Below are 23471 nucleotides of genomic sequence, written 5' to 3'. Positions count from 1 at the left end.
CCCCCAAAGGACTTTCACGGTTACACCTCTTGACGACCCGAGTGACCGAGAGCACATTGGGCCCAATTTGAGAGCGCTCTCAGACGGTTCCGGGCGCGCTGTCGGATCACCCGCGCATCTCCCTCCGTACCCGAGAGGCACACCCCATGAGTGAAACCTCCGGCACACCCGCCTCCCACAGACGGCGCCGCCTGCGCCGGACCCTGATCGCCGCGTTCAGCACGATCGGACTGGCGGCGGCCGCGGCCACGCTGACCTCGCCGGCCGCCAACGCCAGTGCGCCGACGCCCCCCACGGGGTGGACGCAGGTCTTCGTCGACGACTTCAACGGCGCCGCGGGCACCGGTGTCAACACCTCCAACTGGCAGTACGCGACCGGCACTTCGTACCCCGGCGGCCCCGCCAACTGGGGCACCGGCGAGGTCGAGACGATGACGAACAGCACCTCCAACGTCTCGCTCGACGGCAACGGCAACCTGCGCATCACCCCGATCCGCGACTCCGCCGGCAGGTGGACGTCCGGCCGTATCGAGACCAACCGCACCGACTTCCAGCCCCCGTCCGGCGGCAAGCTGCGCGTCGAGGCCCGCATCCAGATGCCGAACGTCACCGGCACGGCGGCCGAGGGCTACTGGCCGGCGTTCTGGATGCTGGGCGCGCCCTACCGCGGCAACTACCAGAACTGGCCGAGCGTCGGCGAGCTGGACATCATGGAGAACGTCCAGGGCATGAACCGCGTGTGGGCCACCATGCACTGCGGCACCAACCCGGGCGGCCCCTGCAACGAGACGACCGGCATCGGCAACTACGTCGCCTGTCCGGGCTCGACCTGCCAGGCGGCGTTCCACACCTACACGATGGAGTGGGACCGCTCGGTGAGCCCCGAGACGATCCGCTTCTTTGTCGACGGCACCCAGTTCCACTCCGTCAACGCGAGCCAGATGGACGCGACGACCTGGGCCAACGCCACCAACCACGGGTTCTTCATCATCCTGAACGTGGCGATGGGCGGCGCCTTCCCGGACGCGTTCGGCGGCGGCCTGGACAGCGGCACCCAGTCCGGCGTGCCGATGACCGTGGACTACGTCCAGGTGCTGTCGGCCGGTGGGGGCGGCGGTACCACGCCTCCGCCGACGGGCGGCCGGGACGCCTACAGCGCCATCCAGGCCGAGTCCCACAACAGCCAGTCCGGCACGATCACCGAGGCCACCACCGACACCGGCGGCGGCCAGAACATCGGCGCGCTGGCAGGCGGCGACTGGGCCCTCTACCAGAACGTCGACTTCGGCTCCACGGCCGCCACCCAGTTCGTCGCCCGGGTGGCGAGCGGCGCGGGCAGCGGGGTCAGCGGCCTGGTCGAGGTACGCCTGGACAGCCGCTCCAACGCTCCGATCGGCAGCTTCGCCCTCGCCAACACCGGGGGCTGGCAGTCCTGGCGGACCGTACCGGCGAACATCTCGTCGGTGACGGGGACGCACGATGTGTATCTGACGTTCTCGAGCGGGCAGCCGGCGGACTTCGTGAACGTGAACTGGTTCAACTTCGGGCGCTGACACACCCGTTGGCGAGTTCAGTGAGGGGCCCCGCGGCGGCGGGGCCCCTCATCTCAATTCGGTGCGGAACGCCACCGGCGTCTGCCCCACGTGCAGTTGGAAGAACTTCGAGAAGTTCGCCGCGTCGGGGAACCCGATCGCCGCCCCCACCCGCCCGATCGGCAGGTCCGTGTGGGCGAGCAGCCGTTTGGCCTCCAGGACGACCCGTTTGTCGATGAACCCCTTGGGGGTCTCCCCCGTCGCGGCGCGCACCGCGCGGACCAGGGTCCGCCGCGAGTAGCCGAGGGCGTCGGCGTAGGCGCTCACGCTGTGGTTGGTGGCGAAGTCCTTCTCCACGGCGTCCCGGAACAAGGTGAACGTCGTGTCGGCCTGTCCGCGCGCCGCCTCCTGCGAACTCGCCGCCAGATGCGCGAGGCGCAGCAGGAAGGCCGTCAGGGAGTGGCGGAGCACGGCCGTGTGCAGGCTGAGCGGGAGCGTCGTCGTGTCCTTGTACTCCCGTCGCAGCTGCGCCAGGGCCGCCCCGAGTCCCGCCAGTTGCGCCGCGTCCGGGTGCAGCAGCGGCGGCAGGTCGTAGCGGTACAGGCCCGTGGCCTCGACCGTCGCGCGCGGCAGGAAGCCCGGTTGCATGGTCAGGACCGTTCCGCGGTACCCGCTGAACTTCGAGAAGCGGTGGACCTGGCCCGGGCGGATCCACAGCACGTCGCCGGCGTACGCCTCGTACTCGGCGAAGTCGATCATGTGGCGGACGGGGCCCTTGTCGAAGAGCATCACGACATGGAAGTCGATCCGGTGGACGCGGTGCAGTGGGGCGTCGGCGTGCCAGGTGCGGTGCGGGCCCATCGGGCCGACCTGCATGCCGACGCCGCCGACGCTCAGCTCGATGGGGAAGGGGAACGTTCTGATCCCGTTCACACCGCCGTCGCCGTCTCCGCCTTGGATGGAGCCGTCTGCGTCTTGGATGGTTCTGTCCGCCATGTCCTACTCGTGCCGCCTGGCCGAAGCCGCCCGTGTCCCACTTTCACCACAGGCTGACACACCCCGACCTTCCCTCAAAAAAGTCAGACTTTTAGTTTTGAACGCGTCAGAGCAGCTCCCCCGCTCGAACCGAGGATTTCTTGAAGATGAGCACGCAGACACCGGACAGCTTCGAATGGACCGAACTCGACCGGCGTGCCGTCGACACCGCCCGCCTGCTGGCGGCGGATGCCGTGCAGAAGGTCGGCAACGGCCACCCGGGGACGGCCATGAGCCTCGCCCCCGCCGCGTACACGATCTTTCAGAAGGTGATGCGGCACGACCCCGCGGACCCGGAGTGGACCGGCCGTGACCGGTTCGTCCTGTCCCCCGGCCACACCTCGCTCACCCTCTACACCCAGCTCTTCCTCGCCGGGTACGAGGTCGAGCTCGACGACCTGAAGGCCTTCCGCACCCACGGCTCCAAGACCCCCGGCCACCCCGAGTACGGCCACACCGCCGGCGTCGAGACCACCACCGGTCCGCTCGGACAGGGCGTCGCCAACGCCGTCGGCATGGCCATGGCCGCCCGCTACGAGCGCGGCCTCTTCGACCCCGAGGCCCCCGAGGGCGAGTCCCCCTTCGACCACACCGTCTGGGCGATCGTCTCCGACGGCGACCTGGAGGAGGGCGTCTCCGCCGAGGCCTCCTCCCTCGCCGGCCACCAGAAGCTCGGCAACCTGGTCTTCCTCTACGACGACAACCACATCTCCATCGAGGGCGACACCGCGACCGCGTTCTCCGAGGACGTGCTGAAGCGTTACGAGGCCTACGGCTGGCACACCCAGCGCATCGAGCCCTCCGAGAGCGGTGACATCGACGTACCCGCCCTGTACGCGGCGCTGAAGGCGGCGCAGGCGGAGACCGGGCGGCCGTCCATCATCGCGATGCGCACGATCATCGCCTGGCCCGCGCCGAACGCGCAGAACACCGAGGCCTCCCACGGCTCCGCGCTCGGCGAGGACGAGATCGCGGCCACCAAGCGGGTCCTGGGCTTCGACCCCGAGCGGTCCTTCCAGGTCGACGCCGACGTCCTCGCCCACGTCCGTACGGCTCTCGACCGGGGTGCCGAGGCGCACGCCGCCTGGGACAAGCAGCTCGACGAGTGGCGGGGGGACCGGCCGGAGCGCGCCGAGCTCTTCGACCGCGTGGTCGCCGGTCAGCTTCCCGAGGGCTGGGAGTCCACGGTCCCGGTCTTCGAGGAGGGCAGGTCCGTCGCCACCCGTGCCGCCTCCGGCAAGGTCCTGCAGTCGCTCGGTGCGATCCTCCCCGAGCTGTGGGGCGGCTCCGCCGACCTCGCCGGTTCGAACAACACGACCATCGACAAGACCTCCTCCTTCCTGCCCGAGGGCAACCCGCTTCCCGAGGCCGACCCGTACGGCCGTACGGTGCACTTCGGCATCCGTGAGTTCTCCATGGCCGCGGAGATGAACGGCATCGCGCTGCACGGCAACACGCGGATCTACGGCGGCACCTTCCTGGTGTTCTCCGACTACATGCGCAACGCCGTACGGATGTCGGCGCTGATGCAGCTGCCCGTCACCTATGTGTGGACCCACGACTCCATCGGCCTCGGCGAGGACGGCCCGACCCACCAGCCGGTCGAGCACCTGGCCTCGCTGCGCGCCATCCCGGGCCTGAACATCGTCCGCCCGGCGGACGCCAACGAGACGGCCGTGGCCTGGGCCGAGATCCTGAAGAGGCACGCCACGAACCCGGCCCCGCACGGCCTCGCGCTCACGCGTCAGGGTGTGCCGACGTTCCCCGTGAACCCCGACGCGGCGAAGGGCGGGTATGTGCTCAAGGACTCCTCCACCGAGACGCCCGACGTCGTGCTGATCGCCACCGGCTCCGAGGTCCAGCTCGCCGTGGCCGCCCAGGAACTCCTTCAGGCCGAGGGGCTGGGCACCCGGGTCGTGTCGATGCCGTCCGTGGAGTGGTTCGAGGAGCAGCCCCGCGAGTACCGCGAGAGCGTGCTGCCGCCGGCGGTGAAGGCGCGCGTCGCGGTCGAGGCCGGGATCGGCCTGACCTGGTACCGGTACGTCGGCGACGTCGGCCGCATCGTCTCCCTCGAACACTTCGGCGCCTCCGCCGACGCCAAGACCCTCTTCGCCGAATTCGGCTTCACCGCCGAGAACGTCGCCGCCGCCGCCCGGGAATCGTTGGCCGCCGCGCGCGGTTGATCCGATCGCCAGAAAGAAGATGATCACTGTGACCGAAGCAACCGCGACCGCGGGAGCACTCAAGCGCCTGTCCGACGAGGGCGTCTCCATCTGGCTGGACGACCTGTCGCGCACGCGGATCGAGTCGGGGAACCTCGCCGCACTCGTCGAGAACAAGAACGTCGTGGGCGTCACCACGAACCCGTCCATCTTCCAGGCCGCCATCGGCTCCGGAGCGGGCTACGAGGACCAGCTGACCGACCTCGCCGTGCGCGGTGTGACGGTCGACGAGGCCGTACGGATGATGACGACGGCCGATGTACGGGCCGCCGCGGATGTGCTGCGCGAGGTGTACGACGCCACCGGCGGCCGCGACGGCCGGGTCTCCATCGAGGTCGACCCCCGTCTCGCCCACCACACCGAGGCGACGATCGCCGAGGCCAAGCAGCTCGCCTGGCTCGTCGACCGCCCCAACGTGATGATCAAGATCCCGGCGACGAAGGCCGGCCTCCCGGCGATCACCGAGGTCATCGGCCTCGGGATCAGCGTCAACGTCACGCTGATCTTCTCCCTGGAGCGCTACCGCGAGGTCATGGACGCCTACCTCGCCGGTCTGGAGAAGGCCGCCGCGAGCGGCGTCGACCTCTCCACCGTCCACTCCGTCGCCTCCTTCTTCGTCTCCCGCGTCGACTCCGAGATCGACAAGCGGCTGACCGTCCTCGGCACGGACTCGGCCCTCGCCCTCAAGGGCAGGGCGGCCCTCGCCAACGCGCGGCTCGCGTACGAGGCGTACGAGGAGGTCTTCGCGGGGGAGCGCTTCACCGCCCTCTCCGGTGCCAAGGCCAACAAGCAGCGCCCGCTGTGGGCCTCGACCGGCGTGAAGGACCCGGCGTACAAGGACACCCTGTACGTCGACGAGCTGGTCGCGCCCGGCACGGTCAACACCATGCCGGAGGCGACGCTGAACGCCACCGCCGACCACGGGCAGATCACCGGCGACACCGTCACCGGCGGCTACGCCCAGGCCCGGGCCGACCTGTCGGCCGTGGAGCAGCTCGGGATCTCCTACGAGGAGGTCGTGCAGCAGCTGGAGGACGAGGGCGTCGCCAAGTTCGAGGTGGCCTGGAACGACCTGCTGGCCACCGTCACCAAGTCGCTGGACAGCAAGGGGGTTGACGCGGAATGACCGGCACTCCTGCCAACGAGACGCTCGAAACCACCGGGACCTCTCCCGCCAAGGCGCTCACCGAGGCCGCCGCAACCGTCGCGGCCACCGAGGCGGCCGACTGGGAGAACCCGCTGCGCCACCCCCAGGACCGCCGGCTGCCCCGCATCGCCGGTCCCTCCGGGCTAGTCATCTTCGGTGTCACCGGTGACCTGTCCCGCAAGAAGCTGATGCCGGCCGTGTACGACCTGGCCAACCGCGGCATGCTGCCGCCGGGCTTCTCGCTCCTCGGCTTCGCCCGCCGGGACTGGGAGGACCAGGACTTCGCCCAGGTCGTGCACGACTCGGTGCGCGAGCACGCGCGGACGGAGTTCCGTGAGGAGGTCTGGCAGCAGCTCGCCGAGGGCATGCGGTTCATCCCCGGCGACTTCGACGACGACCAGGCCTTCAAGCAACTGCGTCAGGCCGTCGACGAGTTGGACGCCTCGCGGGGTACGAGCGGCAACTACGCCTTCTATCTCTCCGTACCGCCGAAGTTCTTCCCCAAGGTCGTCCGGCAGCTGAAGAAGCACGGGCTCGCCGACGCCCCCGAGGGCTCCTGGCGGCGAGCCGTCATCGAGAAGCCGTTCGGCAGCGACCTCACCAGCGCGCGGGAGCTGAACGCGATCGTGCACGACGTGTTCGACCCGGAGCAGGTCTTCCGGATCGACCACTACCTCGGCAAGGAGACCGTCCAGAACATCCTGGCGCTCCGCTTCGCCAACCAGATGTACGAGCCCATCTGGAACCGGTCGTACGTCGACCACGTACAGATCACGATGGCCGAGGACATCGGCATCGGCGGCCGGGCCGGCTACTACGACGGCATCGGCGCCGCCCGTGACGTCATCCAGAACCACCTCCTGCAGCTCATGGCACTCACCGCCATGGAGGAGCCGATCGCCTTCGACGCCGAGGCGCTGCTCACCGAGAAGCTCAAGGTGCTGAAGTCGGTGCGGCTGCCGGAGAACATCGGCGAGCACACCGTGCTGGCGCAGTACGCCGAGGGCTGGCAGGGCGGCGCGAAGGTGGCCGGGTACCTCCAGGAGGAGGGCATCGACCCCGAGTCGAAGACCGACACCTACGCGGCCATCAAGCTGGAGGTCGACAACCGGCGCTGGGCGGGCGTCCCGTTCTATCTGCGCACCGGCAAGCGGCTCGGCCGCCGGGTCACCGAGATCGCGGTCGTCTTCAAGCGGGCCCCGCACTCCCCCTTCGACTCCACGGCCACCGAGGAGCTCGGGCAGAACGCCATCGTCATCCGCGTCCAGCCGGACGAGGGCATGACGGTGCGGTTCGGGTCGAAGGTGCCGGGCACCTCGATGGAGATCCGGGACGTGTCGATGGACTTCGCCTACGGCGAGTCGTTCACCGAGTCCTCGCCCGAGGCGTACGAGCGGCTCATCCTGGACGTCCTCCTCGGCGACGCCAACCTGTTCCCCCGTCACCAGGAAGTGGAAGAGTCCTGGAAGATCCTCGACCCGATCGAGGAGTACTGGGCACGGCACGGCAGGCCCGCGCAGTACGCGTCGGGCAGCTGGGGTCCCGAGGAAGCCGACGAGATGCTCGCACGAGACGGACGGAGCTGGCGCAGGCCATGAAGATCGATCTGACCGACACCACGGCAAGCAAGATCAACAAGGCGCTGGTGCAGGGCCGCCGCGCCATCGGCACCCCTGCCGTGGGCATGGTCCTGACGATGGTCATCGTCACGGACGAGGAGAACGCCTACGACTCGATCAAGGCGGCCGAGGAGGCCTCGCACGAGCACCCCTCGCGCACCCTGGTCGTCATCAAGCGGCACGCCCGCACCCCCCGCGACCGCCAGTCGTCCAAGCTGGACGCCGAGGTGCGGGTGGGCGCCGACGCCGGCACCGGTGAGACGGTGGTCCTGCGGACGTACGGCGAGGTCTCCGACCACGCCGACTCCGTCGTGCTGCCGCTGCTCCTGCCGGACGCGCCGGTCGTCGTGTGGTGGCCGGTGGAGGCACCGGAGAACCCGGCCAAGGATCCGCTGGGCGCGCTGGCGCAGCGCAGGATCACCGACCTGTACGCGGTGGAGAACCCCCTTGAGGTCCTCAAGACCCGGGTGAACTCCTACGCGCCCGGCGACACCGACCTCGCCTGGACCCGGCTCACCCCGTGGCGCTCGATGCTGGCCGCCGCGCTCGACCAGGCCCGCGCGAAGATCACCTCGGCGGCCGTGGAGGCCGAGGAGGAGAACCCGGCCGCCGAGCTGCTGGCCCGCTGGCTGGAGGCGCGCCTCGGCGTCAGGGTCGACCGCGTGGTCACCGCCGGTCCGGTCGTCACGGCCGTGCGCCTGGGCACCGCGACCGGCGAGATCGTCATCGACCGCCCCGAGGGCCCGCTGGCCACGCTGTCGCTGCCCGGCCAGCCCTCGCGCACCCTCGCGCTGAAGGTCCGCACCACCTCCGAACTCATCGCCGAGGAGCTCAGGCGCCTCGACGCGGACGAGATGTACGCCGTCGCCCTGCGGGGCGAGGCCGGCAAGGAGAACGGCTGATGTCCGACACCCCCACCCTCACCCGGCGGCCCGAGTGGACCGCCCTGGAGGACCACCGCGCCCAGGGGCTCACGCATCTGCGGGAGTTGTTCGCGGACGACCCCGCACGCGCGGAGCGGTACGTCGTGCGCGTCGGCGATCTGCGCATCGACTACTCCAAGCACCTGATCACGGACGAGACCCTCGCCCTGCTCCAGGAACTGGCCGCCGCCACCGATGTGTTCGGTCTGCGCGACGCCATGTTCCGCGGCGAGAAGATCAACCTCACCGAGGACCGGGCGGTCCTGCACACCGCGCTGCGCGCCTCCGCCGACACGGTCGTCGAGGTCGACGGCGAGAACGTCGTCCCGCAGGTGCACGCCGTGCTGGACAAGATGAGCGGCTTCGCGAACCGGGTCCGCTCCGGTGAGTGGGCCGGCCACACGGGCCGCCGGATCAAGAACGTCGTCAACATCGGCATCGGCGGCTCGGACCTGGGCCCGGCGATGGCGTACGAGGCGCTGCGCGCCTTCACGGCACGGGAGTTGACCTTCCGGTTCGTCTCCAACGTGGACGGCTCCGACCTCCACGAGGCCGTGCGGGACCTGGACCCGGCCGAGACGCTGTTCATCGTCGCGTCCAAGACGTTCACGACCATCGAGACGATCACCAACGCCACCTCGGCCCGCTCCTGGCTGCTCAACGGCCTGGGCGGCGACGAGAAGGCGGTCGCCCGGCACTTCGTGGCGCTGTCGACGAACGGCGAGAAGGTCACCGAGTTCGGCATCGACCCGGACAACATGTTCGAGTTCTGGGACTGGGTCGGCGGCCGCTACTCCTACGACTCGGCGATCGGCCTCTCCCTGATGATCGCCATCGGCCCGGACCGCTTCCGGGAGATGCTCGACGGCTTCCGCATCGTCGACGAGCACTTCCGCAGCGCGCCCGCCGAGGCCAACGCCCCGCTGATCCTGGGCCTGTTGGGCATCTGGTACGGCAACTTCCTGGGCGCCCAGTCGCACGCGGTGCTGCCCTACAGCCACTACCTGTCCAAGTTCACCGCCTACCTGCAGCAGCTGGACATGGAGTCCAACGGCAAGTCGGTGCAGCGGGACGGACGGCCCGTGGACTGGCAGACCGGTCCGGTGGTGTGGGGCACGCCCGGCACCAACGGGCAGCACGCCTACTACCAGTTGATCCACCAGGGCACCAAGGTGATCCCGGCGGACTTCATCGGCTTTGCCAAGCCGGTGGACGAGCTCAGCGACGAACTCAAGGCGCAGCACGACCTGTTGATGGCGAACCTGTTCGCTCAGGGACAGGCCCTCGCCTTCGGCAAGACGCCGGACGAGGTGCGCGCGGAGGGCGTGGCCGAGGAGCTGGTGTCCCACAAGACGTTCAAGGGCAACCACCCCACCACGACGATCCTGGCGAAGGAGCTGACCCCGTCGGTCCTCGGTCAGCTGATCGCGCTGTACGAGCACAAGGTGTTCGTACAGGGTGCCGTCTGGCACATCGACTCCTTCGACCAGTGGGGCGTCGAGCTGGGCAAGGTGCTCGCCAAGCGGGTCGAGCCCGCGCTCACCGAGGGCGCCGACGTCCCCGGTCTCGATCCCTCCACCGCCGCCCTCGTGGCCGCTTACCGTGAACTGAAGGAAGTGCACTGACATGACGTCGATGCAGCTCGGCCTCATCGGCCTCGGCAAGATGGGTGGCAACATGCGCGAGCGGATCCGCCGCGCAGGGCACACCGTCATCGGCTACGACCGCAACCCCGAGGTCTCCGACGTGGCGAGCCTCGCCGAACTCGTCGACAAGCTCGAAGGCCCGCGCGTGGTCTGGGTGATGGTCCCGGCCGGTGCCGCGACCCAGTCCGTCGTGGACGAGCTGGGCGACCTCCTCTCCCCCGGTGACACGGTCGTGGACGGCGGCAACTCCCGCTGGACGGACGACGAGAAGCACGCCGAGGAGCTCGGCGCCAAGGGCATCGGCTTCGTCGACGCCGGCGTCTCCGGCGGCGTGTGGGGCCTGCAGAACGGCTACGCGCTCATGGTCGGCGGCGACGCCGAGCACGTCGCGAAGGTGCAGCCGGTCTTCGACGCGCTCAAGCCCGAGGGCGACTTCGGCTTCGTCCACGCCGGCAAGGTGGGCGCCGGGCACTTCGCGAAGATGGTCCACAACGGCATCGAGTACGCCATGATGCAGGCCTACGCCGAGGGCTGGGAGCTGCTGGAGAAGGTCGACTCCGTCACCGATGTGCGTGAGGTGTTCCGGTCCTGGCAGGAGGGGACGGTCATCCGTTCCTGGCTGCTCGACCTGGCCGTCAACGCGCTCTCCGAGGACGAGCACCTGGACAAGCTGCGCGGCTACGCGGAGGACTCCGGCGAGGGCCGGTGGACCGTCGAAGCGGCCATCGACAACGCCGTACCGCTGCCCGCGATCACCGCGTCCCTCTTCGCCCGGTTCGCGTCCCGGCAGGACGACTCGCCGCAGATGAAGATGATCGCGGCGCTGCGCAACCAGTTCGGCGGGCACGCCGTCGAGTCGAAGTAGGCGCACCGTGGGGGATCTCCTGCTGGTCCGCCACGGGGAGACGGAGTGGAGCGTGTCGGGACAGCACACCAGCTGGACCGACCTGCCCCTCACCACGCATGGTGAGGAACAGGCCAAGGCGCTCGCTCCGCTCCTGTCCGGACGGACCTTCTCGCTCGCGCTGACCAGCCCGCTGGGCCGCGCGATACGCACCGCCGAACTCGCGGGCATCACCGGGGCGTTGCCCTATGACGACCTGCACGAGTGGGACTACGGCGCCTACGAGGGCGTCACCACCGTCGACATCCACCGGACCCGTCCCGACTGGTACCTGTGGAACGACGGGGTCCCGCCCGGCCCCGAAGGGCATCCGGGCGAGTCGCCCGCCGAGGTGGGGGCGCGTGCCGACCGGGTGCTGGCCCGGGTGGACACGGCGCTGCCGGACGGGGACGTGGTCCTCGTGGCGCACGCCCACTTCCTCCGCGTCCTGACGGCTCGTCGGCTGGGCCTGCAGCCGGCCGACGGACGGCTGTTCCAGCTGGCGACGGGCACCGTCAGCCGGCTGTCCACGGAACACGGTCGCCCCGTCATCGCCGAGTGGAACGCACGGCTCTGAGCACACCGGCCCGGGCTGCGGCCCGGGCCGTCGCCGTCGCCACCGCCGTCGCCACCGTCGTCGCCGTCGAGGCAGCGACTAGAGTCCCGCCCTGTGGAGATCAACGAGCTGACGCCGGCCGAGCGGCAGGTCTGGGAGGCGTTTCCGACCGGGACCGCCGTGGATCTTGCCGACAGCCCCGAACAGGCGGTCCGGGCCTCGGTGTTGCGGGCGCTGATGCTCAACGGACCCCGACGGGACGGGGAGATACCCGGGCTGAAGGTGTCCGGGGCCCGGATCACCGGGGTGCTCGATGTGCAGTACGGGACGGTCGAGACGTATGTACGGCTGAGCCAGTGCCGTTTCGACGAAGTGCCCCGCCTCTACGGCAGCCGGTTCCGGCAGCTCAACCTGACCGGCTCCGAACTGCCGGGCCTGGCCGCCGCGACCCTGTGCGTGGAGGGCGTGCTGCGGCTGACGGACTGCCGGTTCCGGGGCCCGGTGGGCCTCGCGGGGTCCCAGATCTCCGGGGCGCTGTTCATCGACCGGGCCGAGTTCCAAGCAGCGGACGACGGCGAGGAGCCCGCGCTGCGGCTCAACCACTCCTCCATCGGGGAGGACCTGGTGGCGTCCTGGACGCGGGTCCGGGGCCGGATGGTCGTCAACGACGCCACCGTCGCCGCGTCGGTCAACCTCCACGACGCCACGCTGGAGAACCCCGGCGGCACCGCTCTCGACGCCGAGACTCTGTCCATCAGCTCCGACCTCCATGCCCGGCGTCTCACCGCCCTCGGCCGGGTCAGTCTGCGGGGCATCCAGGTCCCCGGCCGCCTCGACCTGTCGTACGCGCGACTGTCGCACCCCGGCCACACCGCCCTCCAGGCCAGCAGCTCGATGATCGGGGAGCTGTGGCTGAACGGCGCCGAACCCCTGGAGGGGTCGCTCAACCTGCGCCGTGCCCAAATCGAGCACCTGCGTGTGGATCCGGAGACCCTGGCCACCGCCGTGCGGCTCAACGGGCTGACCTACACCATGCTGACTCCGCACGTCCCCGCCGAGCGCATGCTGCCGGTGCTGGAGCGGGACATCGACGGCTATGTCCCGTACGCCTACGAGCAGTTGACGGCCGCCTACCTCCGCGTGGGCGACGACCACGCCGCCCGCGTCGTCCAACTCGCCAAGCAGCGCCGGCTCAGACGCACCCGCGCCTGGTACGGCCGCCTCTGGGGCTACGTCCAGGACGTCACCGTCGGCTACGGATTCCGCCCGCTGCGCGCCTGCGCGTGGCTGGTCTCCCTGCTCGCGCTCGGCTCGATCGCGTACGCCCTGCACGAGCCGCCGCCGCTGAAGGCGGGCGAACACCCCGACTTCAACCCGGTGTTCTTCACCCTGGACCTGCTGCTGCCGGTGATCTCCTTCGGGCAGGAGGGCGCGTTCGCCCCGGAGGGCGGGTATCAGGCGCTCTCCTATGCCCTGGTCATCACCGGGTGGATCCTCGCCACGACGGTGGTGACCGGTGTGACCCGGGCCGTCAGCCGCCAGTGACCCCGTGCTGCGCGGCGAGCCGCACGGGCGCGTTCTGGGCGCCGTAGCCGCGGTAGCCGTCCCGCTGGACCAGTTCGAAGAAGACCCGGCCCACCGTGCGGGTGTAGCAGTGACGGAAGGTGCCGTGCGCGTCGCGGTCGTAGAGGATGCCGAGCTCGCGGTAGGTCTCCAACTCGCCGTCGGCGAACTCGAATCGGGCCGCGAGGTCGTCGTAGTAGTTGGCGGGGATCGGCAGCAGGCGGCCGCCCGCGTCCCGGAAGCGGCGGGCCGCGGTGACCACGTCGTCGGTGGCGAACGCGAGGTGCTGGGCGTGCACCGTGTCGTCCGTGGGCGCCGCGCCGACGCTCAGCGCGATACGGACACTGCCGTCGGTGTTCGTCACCGCGCGGCTGCGCATGAGCCCGTACGGGTCGGCGACGTCCACGCTCTCCTGGGCGTGCAGTCCGAGGACGCTGCGGTGGAAGAGCGTCGCCTCGTCGAACTGGTGCCAGGGCTGGACGAGGGCCAGATGGTCGATGCGGCGGACCCCGCCCGTCCCCGTCTCATGGGGCAGGTTCTCGAAGTCGGCGCGCCAGTTGGGCAGTTCGACGCGGTCCGTCGCGCAGAAGAAGAGTTCCGTGCCGTCGGGTGCGGCCACGGCGTCCAGCGGGGCGTCCTCGACCGCTCGGCGGCGGGGCAGGACCGGCGCCAGCAGGGCCTCGGCGCGACGGGACGCGCCGGCGGGGTCCGGTGACTCCAGGCCGATCGCGGCGAGACCGGTGCCGTCCCGGCGTCCGGCGGGGCCCGTGTTGACCAGCAGGCGGGCCTCGCCCTGCTGCCACAGGTCCACCGGCTTGCTGCGGTGGCGTGCCGTACGGGCGAAGCCGAGCGCGCCGAGGACCGCCGAGACCGGCTCGGCGTCGGGGGTGACCAGTTCGGCGAAGGCGACACCGGTGGGCACGACGGCCGCGGGCGGGGCCGTCACACCGACCGTCTCCTGGAGGACCAGGAGCGAGCGGTGGGCGTCCACGGCGGTCGGGCCGGCGTCGGCCTGCCGGTAGACGTCGTTGAAGACTTCCAGGGAGAGCGGACCGTCGTAGCCTGTATGCAGTACACGGCGTACGAGATCCGGTACATCGAATCCGCCCTGCCCCGGGAAGCAGCGGTAGTGGCGGCTCCACTGCAGGACGTCCATCGCGAGCAGCGGGGCGTCGGCGAGCTGGAGGAAGAAGATCTTCTCGCCGGGGATGTCCTCGATGCCCTTCGGGTCCGAGCCGCGGGAGAGGATGTGGAAGCTGTCCAGGCAGGTGCCGAGGGCCGGGTGGTCGGCGGCCTTGACGATCTCCCAGGCGTGGTCATAGGTGCTCACGTGCCGGCCCCATGCCAGCGCCTCGTAGGCGACCTTGATGCCGAACTCCTCGGCCAGGTCGGCCAGTCGGCCCAGCTGTTCGGCGGCGAGGGCGTCGTCGTCCACGGCGAGGGGGTGGACGCTGGAGCAGACGAGGACCGTGTCGGCGCCGAGGCGGCCCATCAGTTCGAACTTGTGGCGGGCGCGGCGCAGATGGGACGCGAACTGCTCCTCGGGCACCGCCTCGATGTCCCGCATCGGCTGGTAGAGGTCGATGCTCAGCCCGAGGTCGGCGCAGCGGGTGCGGATCTCCTCGGGGGTGCGGGGGCTGGCGAGAAGGTCGTTCTCGAAGATCTCCACCCCGTCGAAGCCGGCCCGGGAGGCGGCGGTGAGTTTCTCGGTGAGGGATCCGCTGAGGGAGACGGTGGCGATGGACGTACGCACGTCGGTACCTCTTCCTACTTCGGGGTTCCCACGGCACCGGCGAGCTCGGTGATGTCGGCGAGCATCCGCGCGCTGTCGGGTTCCCGGCCGGTGAAGAGACGGAACGCGTCCGCGGCCTGGAAGACGGCCATGCCGCCGCCGTCCAGGGTGGCGCAGCCGATGTCGCGGGCGGTGCGCAGGAGTTCCGTCTCCAGCGGGCGGTAGACGACCTCGGCGATCCACAGGCCGGAATGGAGGAGTCCGGCGGCGAACGGGAGGCCGGGGTGGGCGGCCATGCCGGTGGGGGTGGCGTGGACGATTCCGTCGGCGCTCGCGAGCAGCTCCGGGAGGCTGTCCGGTTCCGCGTGGACGGCCCGGCCCTCGCCGAAGTGGCGGTTCAGGGAGGCGGCGAGGGCGGCGGCCCGGTCGGCCAGCGCGTCGACGACCGTGACCCGCTCGGCGCCCAGCGTCAGCGTGGCGTGCGCGACGGCCGCGCCCGCGCCGCCCGCGCCCAGCTGGACGACCTTCTCCAGCGGTACGTCGGGCAGCCCGCGGGCGAAGGAGGCGGCGAAGCCGGTCACGTCGGTGTTGTGTCCGACGGCCCGGCCGTCCTCGAAGACGACGGTGTTGACCGCGCCGAGCGCCTCGGCCTGCGGGGAGAGCGCGTCGAGGTGCTCGATGACGAGCTGTTTGCACGGGTGGGTGATGTTGAGCCCGTCGAAGCCGGTGTCCCGGGCGGACCGCAGCAGGTCGCCGACCGCCTCGGGGCGGACACCGAGGACGTCGATGTCGATGAGCCGGTACAGATAGCGCAGCCCCTGGCGGTCGGCCTCCCGCTCGTGCAGGGCCGGGCTGAGCGAGGGGCCGATGCCCGCACCGATCAGTCCGACGAGATACGAGTCCTTGGCCACGGCGGACCTCCTGAGCGGCTCACTAATGTACGAACTAGTGAGTTAGTCATAGCACTCGGAAAGCGGCGTTGGGAAGCCCTCACCCGTCCCAGGAGCGACCGGGCTTCTAGAATCGCGGCACTGGCCGCACACCTGAAGGAACCCGATGACCAGCGTCGAAGAACCGGCACGACCCAACGGGCGCACCCGTGACGCCGCGCGCACCAAGGCCGAGATCCTCGACGTGGCGACCCACGAGTTCGCCCGGGCCGGCTTCGCCGGGGCGCGGGTCGACGACATCGCCGCCCTCACCAGCACCACGAAGCGGATGATCTACTACTACTTCGGCGGCAAGGAGCAGCTGTTCACGGCGGTCCTGGAGCGGGCGTACGGCGTGATCCGCGAGGCCGAGCAGGAGCTGGACGTCGAGCATCTGGACCCGGTGGCGGCCATCCGCAGGCTCGCCGAGCTCACCTTCGACCACCATGAGCAGCACCCGGACTTCATCCGCCTGGTCAGCATCGAGAACATCCACGAGGCCGAGCACATCGCCGCCTCCGAGAAGCTCGGCAAGATCGGCTCACCGGCCCTGGAGGTGATCCGCCGGATCCTTGCGTCGGGACAGAAGTCCGGGCTGTTCACGGCCGACGTGGACGCCGTCGACCTGCACGCGATGATCAGCTCCTTCTGCTTCTTCCGGGTCGCCAACCGGTATACGTTCGGCGCCCTGTTCGGCCGCGACCTGGTCGACCCGGCCCAGCGCGAGCACTACCGCAACATGCTGGGCGACATGGTGATCGCGTACCTCACGGCGGACCGCGCGACGGACTGAGAGTCGGCCGGCGGGACCTCTTGACAGGCGGGAAATGTGCGCGCAACATCCGTAGCCAACCGCTACTAACTATCCAGTGGGTTAATTAGCCGGGCAGTGGATGAACCGCACACCCCCGGCGCGGCCGACCCTCACCCCCGGGAATCGGCACTTCTCACCGCCGCTCACTCCGCCTACGTTGGAGTTCCCTCGAAGGAGCACGCCCGTGGCTGTACCTGTCGCACCCCGCGACCCTGCCGAATCCGTCGGGCAGCCGAAAAAGGCGGCCACTGCCGCCTGGATCGGCAGCGCGCTGGAGTACTACGACTTCTTCATCTACGGCAGCGCGGCCGCGCTGATCTTCCCGGAGATCTTCTTCGACAAGTCCGACCCGGCCACCGCAACCCTGCTCTCGCTGGCCACGTTCGGTGTCGCGTACGCGGCCCGGCCCATCGGCGCGCTGTTCCTGGGCCACTTCGGTGACAAGCTCGGCCGCAAGAAGATCATGGTCTTCACGCTGATCCTGATGGGTGTGTCGACGTTCCTCATCGGCTGCCTCCCCACCCGCGACCAGGTCGGCACGCTCGCCCCGGTCCTGCTGGTCCTCTGCCGTGTCCTGCAGGGCATCTCGGCGGCCGGTGAGCAGGCCAGCGCGAACTCCATGACACTGGAACACGCGCCGCCGGGCCGACGCGGCTTCTTCACCAGTTTCACTCTCAGCGGCACCCAGGGCGGCCAGCTCCTCGCCACGCTCGCCTTCATCCCGATCGCCGCGCTCCCCGAGGACCAGCTGCTGTCCTGGGGCTGGCGGATCCCGTTCTTCCTGAGCATCGCGGTCGCCGTCGTCGGCTACGTCATCCGCCGCAAGCTGCAGGAGACCCCGGCCTTCGAGCAGCAGACCGCGAGCGAGGGGGTCGTGAAGATGCCGCTCGCGGTCCTCGCCCGCAACCACTGGGCGGACGTCCTGCGGGTCGTCGCGGGTGCGATGATCGCCTCGGTCTCAACGATCTTCACGGTGTGGGCGCTGGCGTACGCCACCAGCGACTCCGTCGGCATGAGCCGCTCCTCGATGCTGTGGGTGGGCGCCCTGGCCAACCTCGTCGCCCTCGGCGCCATCCCGGCGTGGGCCACGCTCTCGGACCGCATCGGCCGCCGCCCGGTCTATCTGATCGGCGCCGCGGGCAGCGCGATCGCGATGTTCGCCTACCTGTGGGCGATCTCCACAGGCAACTACCCGCTGATCCTGCTGCTGGGCATCGTCACCTTCGGAGTGATCTACAGCGCCGCGAACGGTGTCTGGCCGTCCTTCTACGGCGAGATGTTCTCGACCCGCGTCCGCCTGTCCGGCATGGCCATCGGCACCCAGATCGGGTTCGCGGTCGCCGGTTTCGCGGTCACCTTCGCCGCGCAGATCGCGGGCCCCGACGGCGACGACTGGTCGGCGGTCGCCCTGTTCACCGCCGCCCTGTGCGTCCCGCCGGTCCTCGCCGCCCTCACGGCCCGCGAGACCCACAGGATCCCGACGGAACTGCTCGGCGAACGCACGCCGCGGACAACGGCGGACCGGGAGACCGTAACCGCCTGATCCACTCCCGCAGGACTCCCGAGTCCCCGGACGCCCCAAGGGCTCCGGGGACTCGGGCTTTCGTACGGACTACGGGCGCGGGTGGCACGGCTCGTACAAGGACCGGCGGCTCCGGCACGGCACGGCCGGGACGGAACCGTCAGTTTTCGAGAAGCGGCCACCCCGGGACGGCGCCTAGCGTGAAGGATGCTCGAAGACTCCGAGCTCCCGCACACGAAGACTCCGAGCTCCCGAACATGGAGACGATGAGATGGCCAAGACGACGACCCCCCAGCCGCCCGCGTCGCACCCCGCCGACAGCCACGATCTGATCCGCGTGCACGGAGCGCGCGAGAACAATCTCAAGGACGTCAGTATCGAGATCCCCAAACGCAGACTGACGGTCTTCACCGGCGTCTCCGGGTCGGGCAAGAGCTCGCTGGTGTTCGACACCATCGCCGCGGAGTCGCAGCGGCTGATCAACGAGACGTACAGCGCGTTCGTGCAGGGCTTCATGCCGACGCTGGCGCGGCCCGAGGTCGACGTGCTGGACGGTCTGACCACCGCGATCATCGTCGACCAGGAGCGGATGGGCGCCAACGCCCGCTCGACCGTCGGCACCGTCACCGACGTCAACGCCATGCTGCGCATCCTCTTCAGCCGGCTCGGCACGCCGCACATCGGCCCGCCCAACGCGTACTCCTTCAACGTCCCCTCGGTCTCGGCGAGCGGTGCCATCACCGTGGAGCGCGGTGGAAAGACGAAGGCGGAGAAGGCCACGTTCAAGCGGCTCGGCGGCATGTGTGCCCGCTGCGAGGGCATGGGCGCGGTCAGCGACTTCGACCTGACGGCCCTGTACGACGACAACCTCTCCCTCAACGAGGGCGCGCTCACCATCCCCGGCTACAGCATGGAGGGCTGGTACGGCCGTATCTACCGGGGCTGCGGCTTCTTCGACCCGGACAAGCCGATCCGCAGGTTCAACAAGCGGGAGCTGCACGACCTGCTGTACAAGGAACCCACCAAGATCAAGGTCGAGGGCATCAACCTGACGTACGAAGGGCTGGTCCCGAAGATCCAGAAGTCCTTCCTGTCGAAGGACGTCGACGCCCTCCAGCCGCACATCCGCGCCTTCGTGGAACGGGCGGTGACCTTCCAGACCTGTCCCGAGTGCGAGGGCACCCGGCTCAGCCCGGAGGCACGGTCGTCGAAGATCAGGGGGAAGAACATCGCCGATGTCTGCGCGATGCAGATCGACGATCTCGCGCACTGGGTACGGGAGTTGAAGGAGCCCTCGGCGGCGCCCCTGCTGGCCGCGCTCGGCCACTCGCTGGACTCCTTCGTCGAGATCGGCCTCGGCTACCTCAGCCTCGACCGCCCCTCCGGCACCCTCTCCGGCGGTGAGGCGCAGCGCACCAAGATGATCCGCCACCTCGGCTCCTCGCTCACCGATGTGACGTACGTCTTCGACGAGCCGACGATCGGCCTGCACCCGCACGACATCCGCCGGATGAACGAACTGCTGCTCCAGCTGCGGGACAAGGGCAACACCGTGCTGGTCGTGGAGCACAAGCCGGAGGCCATCGGGATCGCCGACCATGTGGTCGACCTCGGTCCGCGCGCCGGCACCGAGGGCGGCGAGGTGGTCTTCGAGGGGACCGTGGAGGGCCTGCGGGCCAGTGACACGCTCACCGGACGGCACCTGGACGACCGCGCCTTGCTCAAGGAGTCGGTGCGTGAGCCGTCGGGGGTGCTGGCGGTACGCGGCGCCGCCACCAACAACCTCCAGGACGTCGACGTCGACATCCCACTCGGCGCACTGGTCGTCGTCACCGGCGTCGCGGGGTCCGGCAAGAGCTCGCTCATCCACGGCTCGGTCTCCGGGCAGGACGGCGTGATCACGGTCGACCAGACGGGCATCCGCGGTTCACGGCGCAGCAACCCGGCGACGTACACAGGGCTGTTGGAGCCGATCCGCAAGGCCTTCGCCAAGGCCAACGGGGTGAAGCCGGCCCTGTTCAGCGCCAACTCCGAGGGCGCCTGCCCTACTTGCAACGGCGCCGGCGTCGTCTACACCGACCTGGCGATGATGGCCGGGGTCGCCTCCACGTGCGAGGAGTGCGAGGGGAAGCGGTTCCAGGCGGCGGTCCTGGAGTACCGCCTGGGCGGCCGGGACATCAGCGAGGTGCTCGCGATGTCGGTGACCGAGGCGGAGGAGTTCTTCGGCGCGGGCGAGGCGCGCACTCCGGCGGCGCACAAGGTCCTTCAGCGGCTCGCGGACGTCGGCCTCGGCTATCTCACGCTCGGCCAGCCGCTGACCACACTGTCCGGCGGTGAGCGGCAGCGGCTGAAGCTGGCCACGCACATGGGCGAGAAGGGCGGGGTCTACGTCCTCGACGAGCCGACGACGGGTCTCCATCTGGCCGATGTGGAGCAGCTGTTGGGTCTGCTGGACCGGCTGGTCGACGCCGGGAAGTCGGTGATCGTCATCGAGCACCACCAGGCGGTCATGGCCCACGCCGACTGGATCATCGACCTCGGCCCGGGCGCCGGGCACGACGGCGGGCGGGTCGTGTTCGAGGGCACACCGGCGCAGCTGGTCGCGGACCGGTCGACGCTCACGGGCGAGCATCTCGCGGAGTACGTCGGAGCCTGAGGACACCCCGCGAACGGGTGTGGTCCGACTCCTGGTCGGACCACACCCGTTCGCACAGCACCCGGCCGCCGGCTTCAGGGACGGCCGGTATGCGCGGAGTGACCGCCGACCGGCGCGACGACTCCGCAGGGCCCGTCTACCCCTTGTTGGCGCCCGCCGGAATCCCGTACGCCCGCTCCACCTTCAGCCGCAGCACCAGCCGCCGGTCCCGCACCATCGCCGCCCGGTAGTCCTCCCAGTCCGGATGCTCGCCCAGTACGTCGCGGTACAGCCGGATCAGCTCCTCCACCGTGTCGTCGTACGGGTCCTCCGCCACCGGCGACAGCTCGGCCGTCCCCTCGGCGACCGTGTACGCCCACCGGTCGGCACCGGTCACGTGGTACGAGGCCCTCGGATCGCGCCGCAGGTTCCGTGTCTTGGCACGGTCGTCGGTGACGGAGACCCGGATGATCCGCTCGTCGGGGTAGTAGGCGTGACTGACGTTCGACAGCTGGGGCCGACCGTCGCGCTTGAGGGTGACGAGCACCCCGCCGTGGCCCTCGGAGAGCAGCCCGAGCAGTGCGTTCTGAGTCGCGTCCTGAGTCATGCCTTGGTCAACCGGTGCACGAGGTGTGCACATTCCCGGGCGGGGAGTTGTCACGAAAGGCGAGTAGACGCTGTCTACGGACGGCTGGTAGACAGTGTCCATGCATGAATCGTCCGCCTGCGAACCCGAGGCCGGACTGCGGGCCCGTCTCGTCGAGGCCGGCGTGGAGCTGCTGGCCCGGGAGGGCGTGCAGGCCCTCACCCTGCGGGCGATCGCCCGGAGGGCAGGCGTCTCGCACGGCGCGCCCCGCCGCCACTTCCCCACCCATCTGGAGCTGCTGTCGGCCATCGCCCGCCGCGGCTTCGCCGAGCTGGGCAGGAGCGTGGCGGCCGATGACGACACGGCGACTCCGCGTGCCCGGCTCACCGATCTCGGACACGTCTATCTGCGGTTCGCGCTCGACAACCCCGACATGTACGAGCTGATGTTCCGTCATGATCTGCTGGAGAGCGGCCATCTGGGCCTCAGGGACACCGGCCTCCCCCTCTTCGCCCGGCTGGTGGAACTGGTCGGCCGGGTCCGTCCCGACGCCGACGCCCGTCTCGTCGCGGGGGCGTTGTGGGCGAGCCTGCACGGGATCGCCCAGCTGTGGGGCCGGGGCGGTCTCCAACCGGCCACGGGCTCGGACGACTTCGTACCCCTGCTGCGGTCAGTGCTCGATGCGCACCTCGGGCCGGAGGACGGGTGAGGCCGCGTCTCGTGCTCGCGGGGGCGGTGCCGGCGGCCGGATTCCGCGTCACGACGGCCGATCAAGGTCAACTGGGCATCCGTACCCGGGTTCCTGAGCGACGATGAGGTCTGAGGTCGGTGTGGCGGGGTATGCCGGATCGCACCTCGACGAAAGCGAGCGGAGGAGCACGATGGCACAGCTGCGACAAGAGGTCGACCCGGGTGAGGTGGGGCTGGACGGGAAGGCGTTGGACCGCCTCGACCAGCACTTCGCCCATTACGTCGACGAGGAGCGGATGCCCGGCTTCCTCGTGGCCGTCGCCCGCGGCGGCCGGATCGCCCACGTCACGTCCCATGGACGGCGGGACATGGCGGCTCGGCTTCCGGTCGAGAGCGACACGTTGTGGCGGATCTACTCGATGACCAAGCCGGTCACCGCCGTCGCCGCGCTGACCCTGGTGGAGGAGGGCAGGCTGTCGCTGGACGACCCGGTGGCCCGGCATCTGCCGGCCTTCGCGGACGCGCGGGTGTACGAGAGCGGCTCGGGCGCGGACATCGTCACCCGGCCCGCCGAACGGCCCCTGCTGGTCCGGCACTTGATGACCCACACCGCGGGTCTCACCTTCGCCTTCTACCACTCCCACCCGGTCGACGCGCTCTACCGCGACGCCAACCTGGAGTCGTCGGTCGTGCCGGGATCGACGCTCGCCGAGACGGTCGACGTCTACGCGAGCCTGCCGCTGCAGTTCGAGCCGGGGACCGAGTGGAACTACTCGGTCAGCTCCAATGTGCTGGGCCGGGTCATCGAGGTGGTGTCCGGGCAGCCGCTCGACGAGTTCTTCGCCGAGCGGATCTTCGGACCGCTCGGGATGACCGACGCGGGCTTCTGCGTGACGGACGAACAGGCGTGCAGGCTCTCGGAGTTGTACGGCGAGAAGGACGACGGCTCCATCGAGGCGATCCCCGGGCTCCCGCTGCACGGACGGCCCCGCTTTCTGTCCGGCAGCGGCGGCATGGCGGCCTCCGCGCACGACATGCACCGCTTCATGGAGCTGCTGCGCCGCCGCGGCGAACTCGACGGCGTCCGGCTGCTCGCCCCCGAGACGGTGGACCTGATGACCAGGAACCATCTTCCCGGCGGCGCCGACCTGCGTGCCTTCGGCAGCAAGCCGGCCCACGACGAGCCCAACAACGACGGGATCGGCTTCGGCCTGAGCGTCTCCGTGGTGATCGACCCCGACCGCACGCTCGCGCCCACGAGCCCCGGCACGTTCGGCTGGAGCGGGGCCGCCTCCACCACCTTCTGGGTCGATCCGGCCCGCGATCTGACGGTGCAGTTCTACACACAGGTGCGGCCCAGGACGCTGAAGCTCAACCCGGACCTCAGACGGCTGGTCCACGAGGCCGTGATCGACTGATCGGTCATCTGGTCGGCCG

The 23471-nt window shown here is 70.0% G+C and carries 18 protein-coding genes; 14 read left to right on the top strand and 4 right to left on the bottom strand.

What is annotated here, in order from left to right:
- The first annotated feature begins 146 nt into the window (after positions 1-146).
- A complete protein-coding gene (locus PH203_RS26055; protein WP_289922926.1) occupies positions 147-1553 on the top strand; it encodes a glycoside hydrolase family 16 protein in 1407 nt (468 codons plus the stop codon).
- A gap of 48 nt (positions 1554-1601) precedes the next feature.
- On the opposite strand, the gene PH203_RS26050 is transcribed toward PH203_RS26055, so the two are convergent.
- On the bottom strand, positions 1602-2528 hold the full coding sequence (locus PH203_RS26050) for an AraC family transcriptional regulator (protein WP_289922925.1): 927 nt from the start codon (positions 2526-2528) through the stop codon (positions 1602-1604).
- 146 nt (positions 2529-2674) lie between these two features.
- Between PH203_RS26050 and tkt the strand changes: the two genes are divergently transcribed.
- From tkt to PH203_RS26010, 8 genes are all read left to right on the top strand, one after another.
- On the top strand, positions 2675-4750 hold the full coding sequence (gene tkt / locus PH203_RS26045; protein ID WP_289922924.1) for a transketolase: 2076 nt from the start codon (positions 2675-2677) through the stop codon (positions 4748-4750).
- Between the two features lie 19 nt (positions 4751-4769).
- Positions 4770-5915, top strand: coding sequence for a transaldolase (gene tal / locus PH203_RS26040; protein ID WP_289922923.1), 1146 nt, complete (start codon positions 4770-4772; stop codon positions 5913-5915).
- The gene (gene zwf / locus PH203_RS26035; protein ID WP_289922922.1) at positions 5912-7534 is read left to right on the top strand and encodes a glucose-6-phosphate dehydrogenase; all 1623 of its coding nucleotides are present in this window, start codon (positions 5912-5914) and stop codon (positions 7532-7534) included. The genes tal and zwf overlap by 4 nt, the downstream gene beginning before the upstream one ends.
- A complete protein-coding gene (gene opcA / locus PH203_RS26030; RefSeq protein WP_289922921.1) occupies positions 7531-8457 on the top strand; it encodes a glucose-6-phosphate dehydrogenase assembly protein OpcA in 927 nt (308 codons plus the stop codon). Before zwf ends, opcA begins: the two co-directional genes overlap by 4 nt.
- Positions 8457-10103, top strand: coding sequence for a glucose-6-phosphate isomerase (gene pgi, locus PH203_RS26025; RefSeq protein ID WP_289922920.1), 1647 nt, complete (start codon positions 8457-8459; stop codon positions 10101-10103). The genes opcA and pgi overlap by 1 nt, the downstream gene beginning before the upstream one ends.
- 10 nt (positions 10104-10113) lie before the next feature.
- The gene (gnd, locus tag PH203_RS26020; protein WP_289923225.1) at positions 10114-10989 is read left to right on the top strand and encodes a phosphogluconate dehydrogenase (NAD(+)-dependent, decarboxylating); all 876 of its coding nucleotides are present in this window, start codon (positions 10114-10116) and stop codon (positions 10987-10989) included.
- Between the two features lie 7 nt (positions 10990-10996).
- The gene (locus PH203_RS26015; RefSeq protein WP_289922919.1) at positions 10997-11584 is read left to right on the top strand and encodes a histidine phosphatase family protein; all 588 of its coding nucleotides are present in this window, start codon (positions 10997-10999) and stop codon (positions 11582-11584) included.
- Positions 11585-11677: 93 nt separating this feature from the next.
- Entirely contained in the window at positions 11678-13108 is a 1431-nt protein-coding gene (locus PH203_RS26010; protein ID WP_289922918.1) for a membrane-associated oxidoreductase, read from the top strand.
- On the opposite strand, the gene PH203_RS26005 is transcribed toward PH203_RS26010, so the two are convergent.
- A complete protein-coding gene (locus PH203_RS26005) occupies positions 13095-14879 on the bottom strand; it encodes a sugar phosphate isomerase/epimerase and 4-hydroxyphenylpyruvate domain-containing protein (RefSeq protein ID WP_289922917.1) in 1785 nt (594 codons plus the stop codon). The two genes, PH203_RS26010 and PH203_RS26005, sit on opposite strands and share 14 nt — an antisense overlap.
- A 14-nt stretch (positions 14880-14893) precedes the next feature.
- On the bottom strand, positions 14894-15769 hold the full coding sequence (locus PH203_RS26000) for a shikimate dehydrogenase (protein ID WP_289922916.1): 876 nt from the start codon (positions 15767-15769) through the stop codon (positions 14894-14896).
- A 145-nt stretch (positions 15770-15914) separates the two neighbouring features.
- Between PH203_RS26000 and PH203_RS25995 the strand changes: the two genes are divergently transcribed.
- From PH203_RS25995 to PH203_RS25985, 3 genes are all read left to right on the top strand, one after another.
- Positions 15915-16580 (top strand): TetR/AcrR family transcriptional regulator, encoded by a 666-nt coding sequence (locus PH203_RS25995; protein ID WP_289922915.1) that lies wholly within the window; start codon positions 15915-15917, stop codon positions 16578-16580.
- Positions 16581-16785: 205 nt separating this feature from the next.
- Positions 16786-18144 (top strand): MFS transporter, encoded by a 1359-nt coding sequence (locus PH203_RS25990; protein WP_289922914.1) that lies wholly within the window; start codon positions 16786-16788, stop codon positions 18142-18144.
- A 250-nt stretch (positions 18145-18394) separates the two neighbouring features.
- On the top strand, positions 18395-20779 hold the full coding sequence (locus tag PH203_RS25985; protein WP_289922913.1) for an excinuclease ABC subunit UvrA: 2385 nt from the start codon (positions 18395-18397) through the stop codon (positions 20777-20779).
- A 136-nt stretch (positions 20780-20915) separates the two neighbouring features.
- On the opposite strand, the gene PH203_RS25980 is transcribed toward PH203_RS25985, so the two are convergent.
- Positions 20916-21365 (bottom strand): PPOX class F420-dependent oxidoreductase, encoded by a 450-nt coding sequence (locus PH203_RS25980; protein ID WP_289922912.1) that lies wholly within the window; start codon positions 21363-21365, stop codon positions 20916-20918.
- 100 nt (positions 21366-21465) lie between these two features.
- On the opposite strand from PH203_RS25980, the gene PH203_RS25975 reads away from it, so the two are divergent.
- A complete protein-coding gene (locus PH203_RS25975) occupies positions 21466-22053 on the top strand; it encodes a TetR/AcrR family transcriptional regulator (RefSeq protein ID WP_289922911.1) in 588 nt (195 codons plus the stop codon).
- A 172-nt stretch (positions 22054-22225) separates the two neighbouring features.
- A complete protein-coding gene (locus tag PH203_RS25970) occupies positions 22226-23452 on the top strand; it encodes a serine hydrolase domain-containing protein (protein ID WP_289922910.1) in 1227 nt (408 codons plus the stop codon).
- The last annotated feature ends 19 nt before the right edge of the window (positions 23453-23471 follow it).

Origin of the sequence: Streptomyces sp. S.PB5 (genome assembly GCF_030403745.1) — a bacterium.
In the GTDB taxonomy this organism is placed as follows: Bacteria; Actinomycetota; Actinomycetes; order Streptomycetales; family Streptomycetaceae; genus Streptomyces.
The sequence above is the reverse complement of the archived record's forward strand: the minus strand, read 5'-3'. Positions and strand labels throughout refer to the sequence as shown.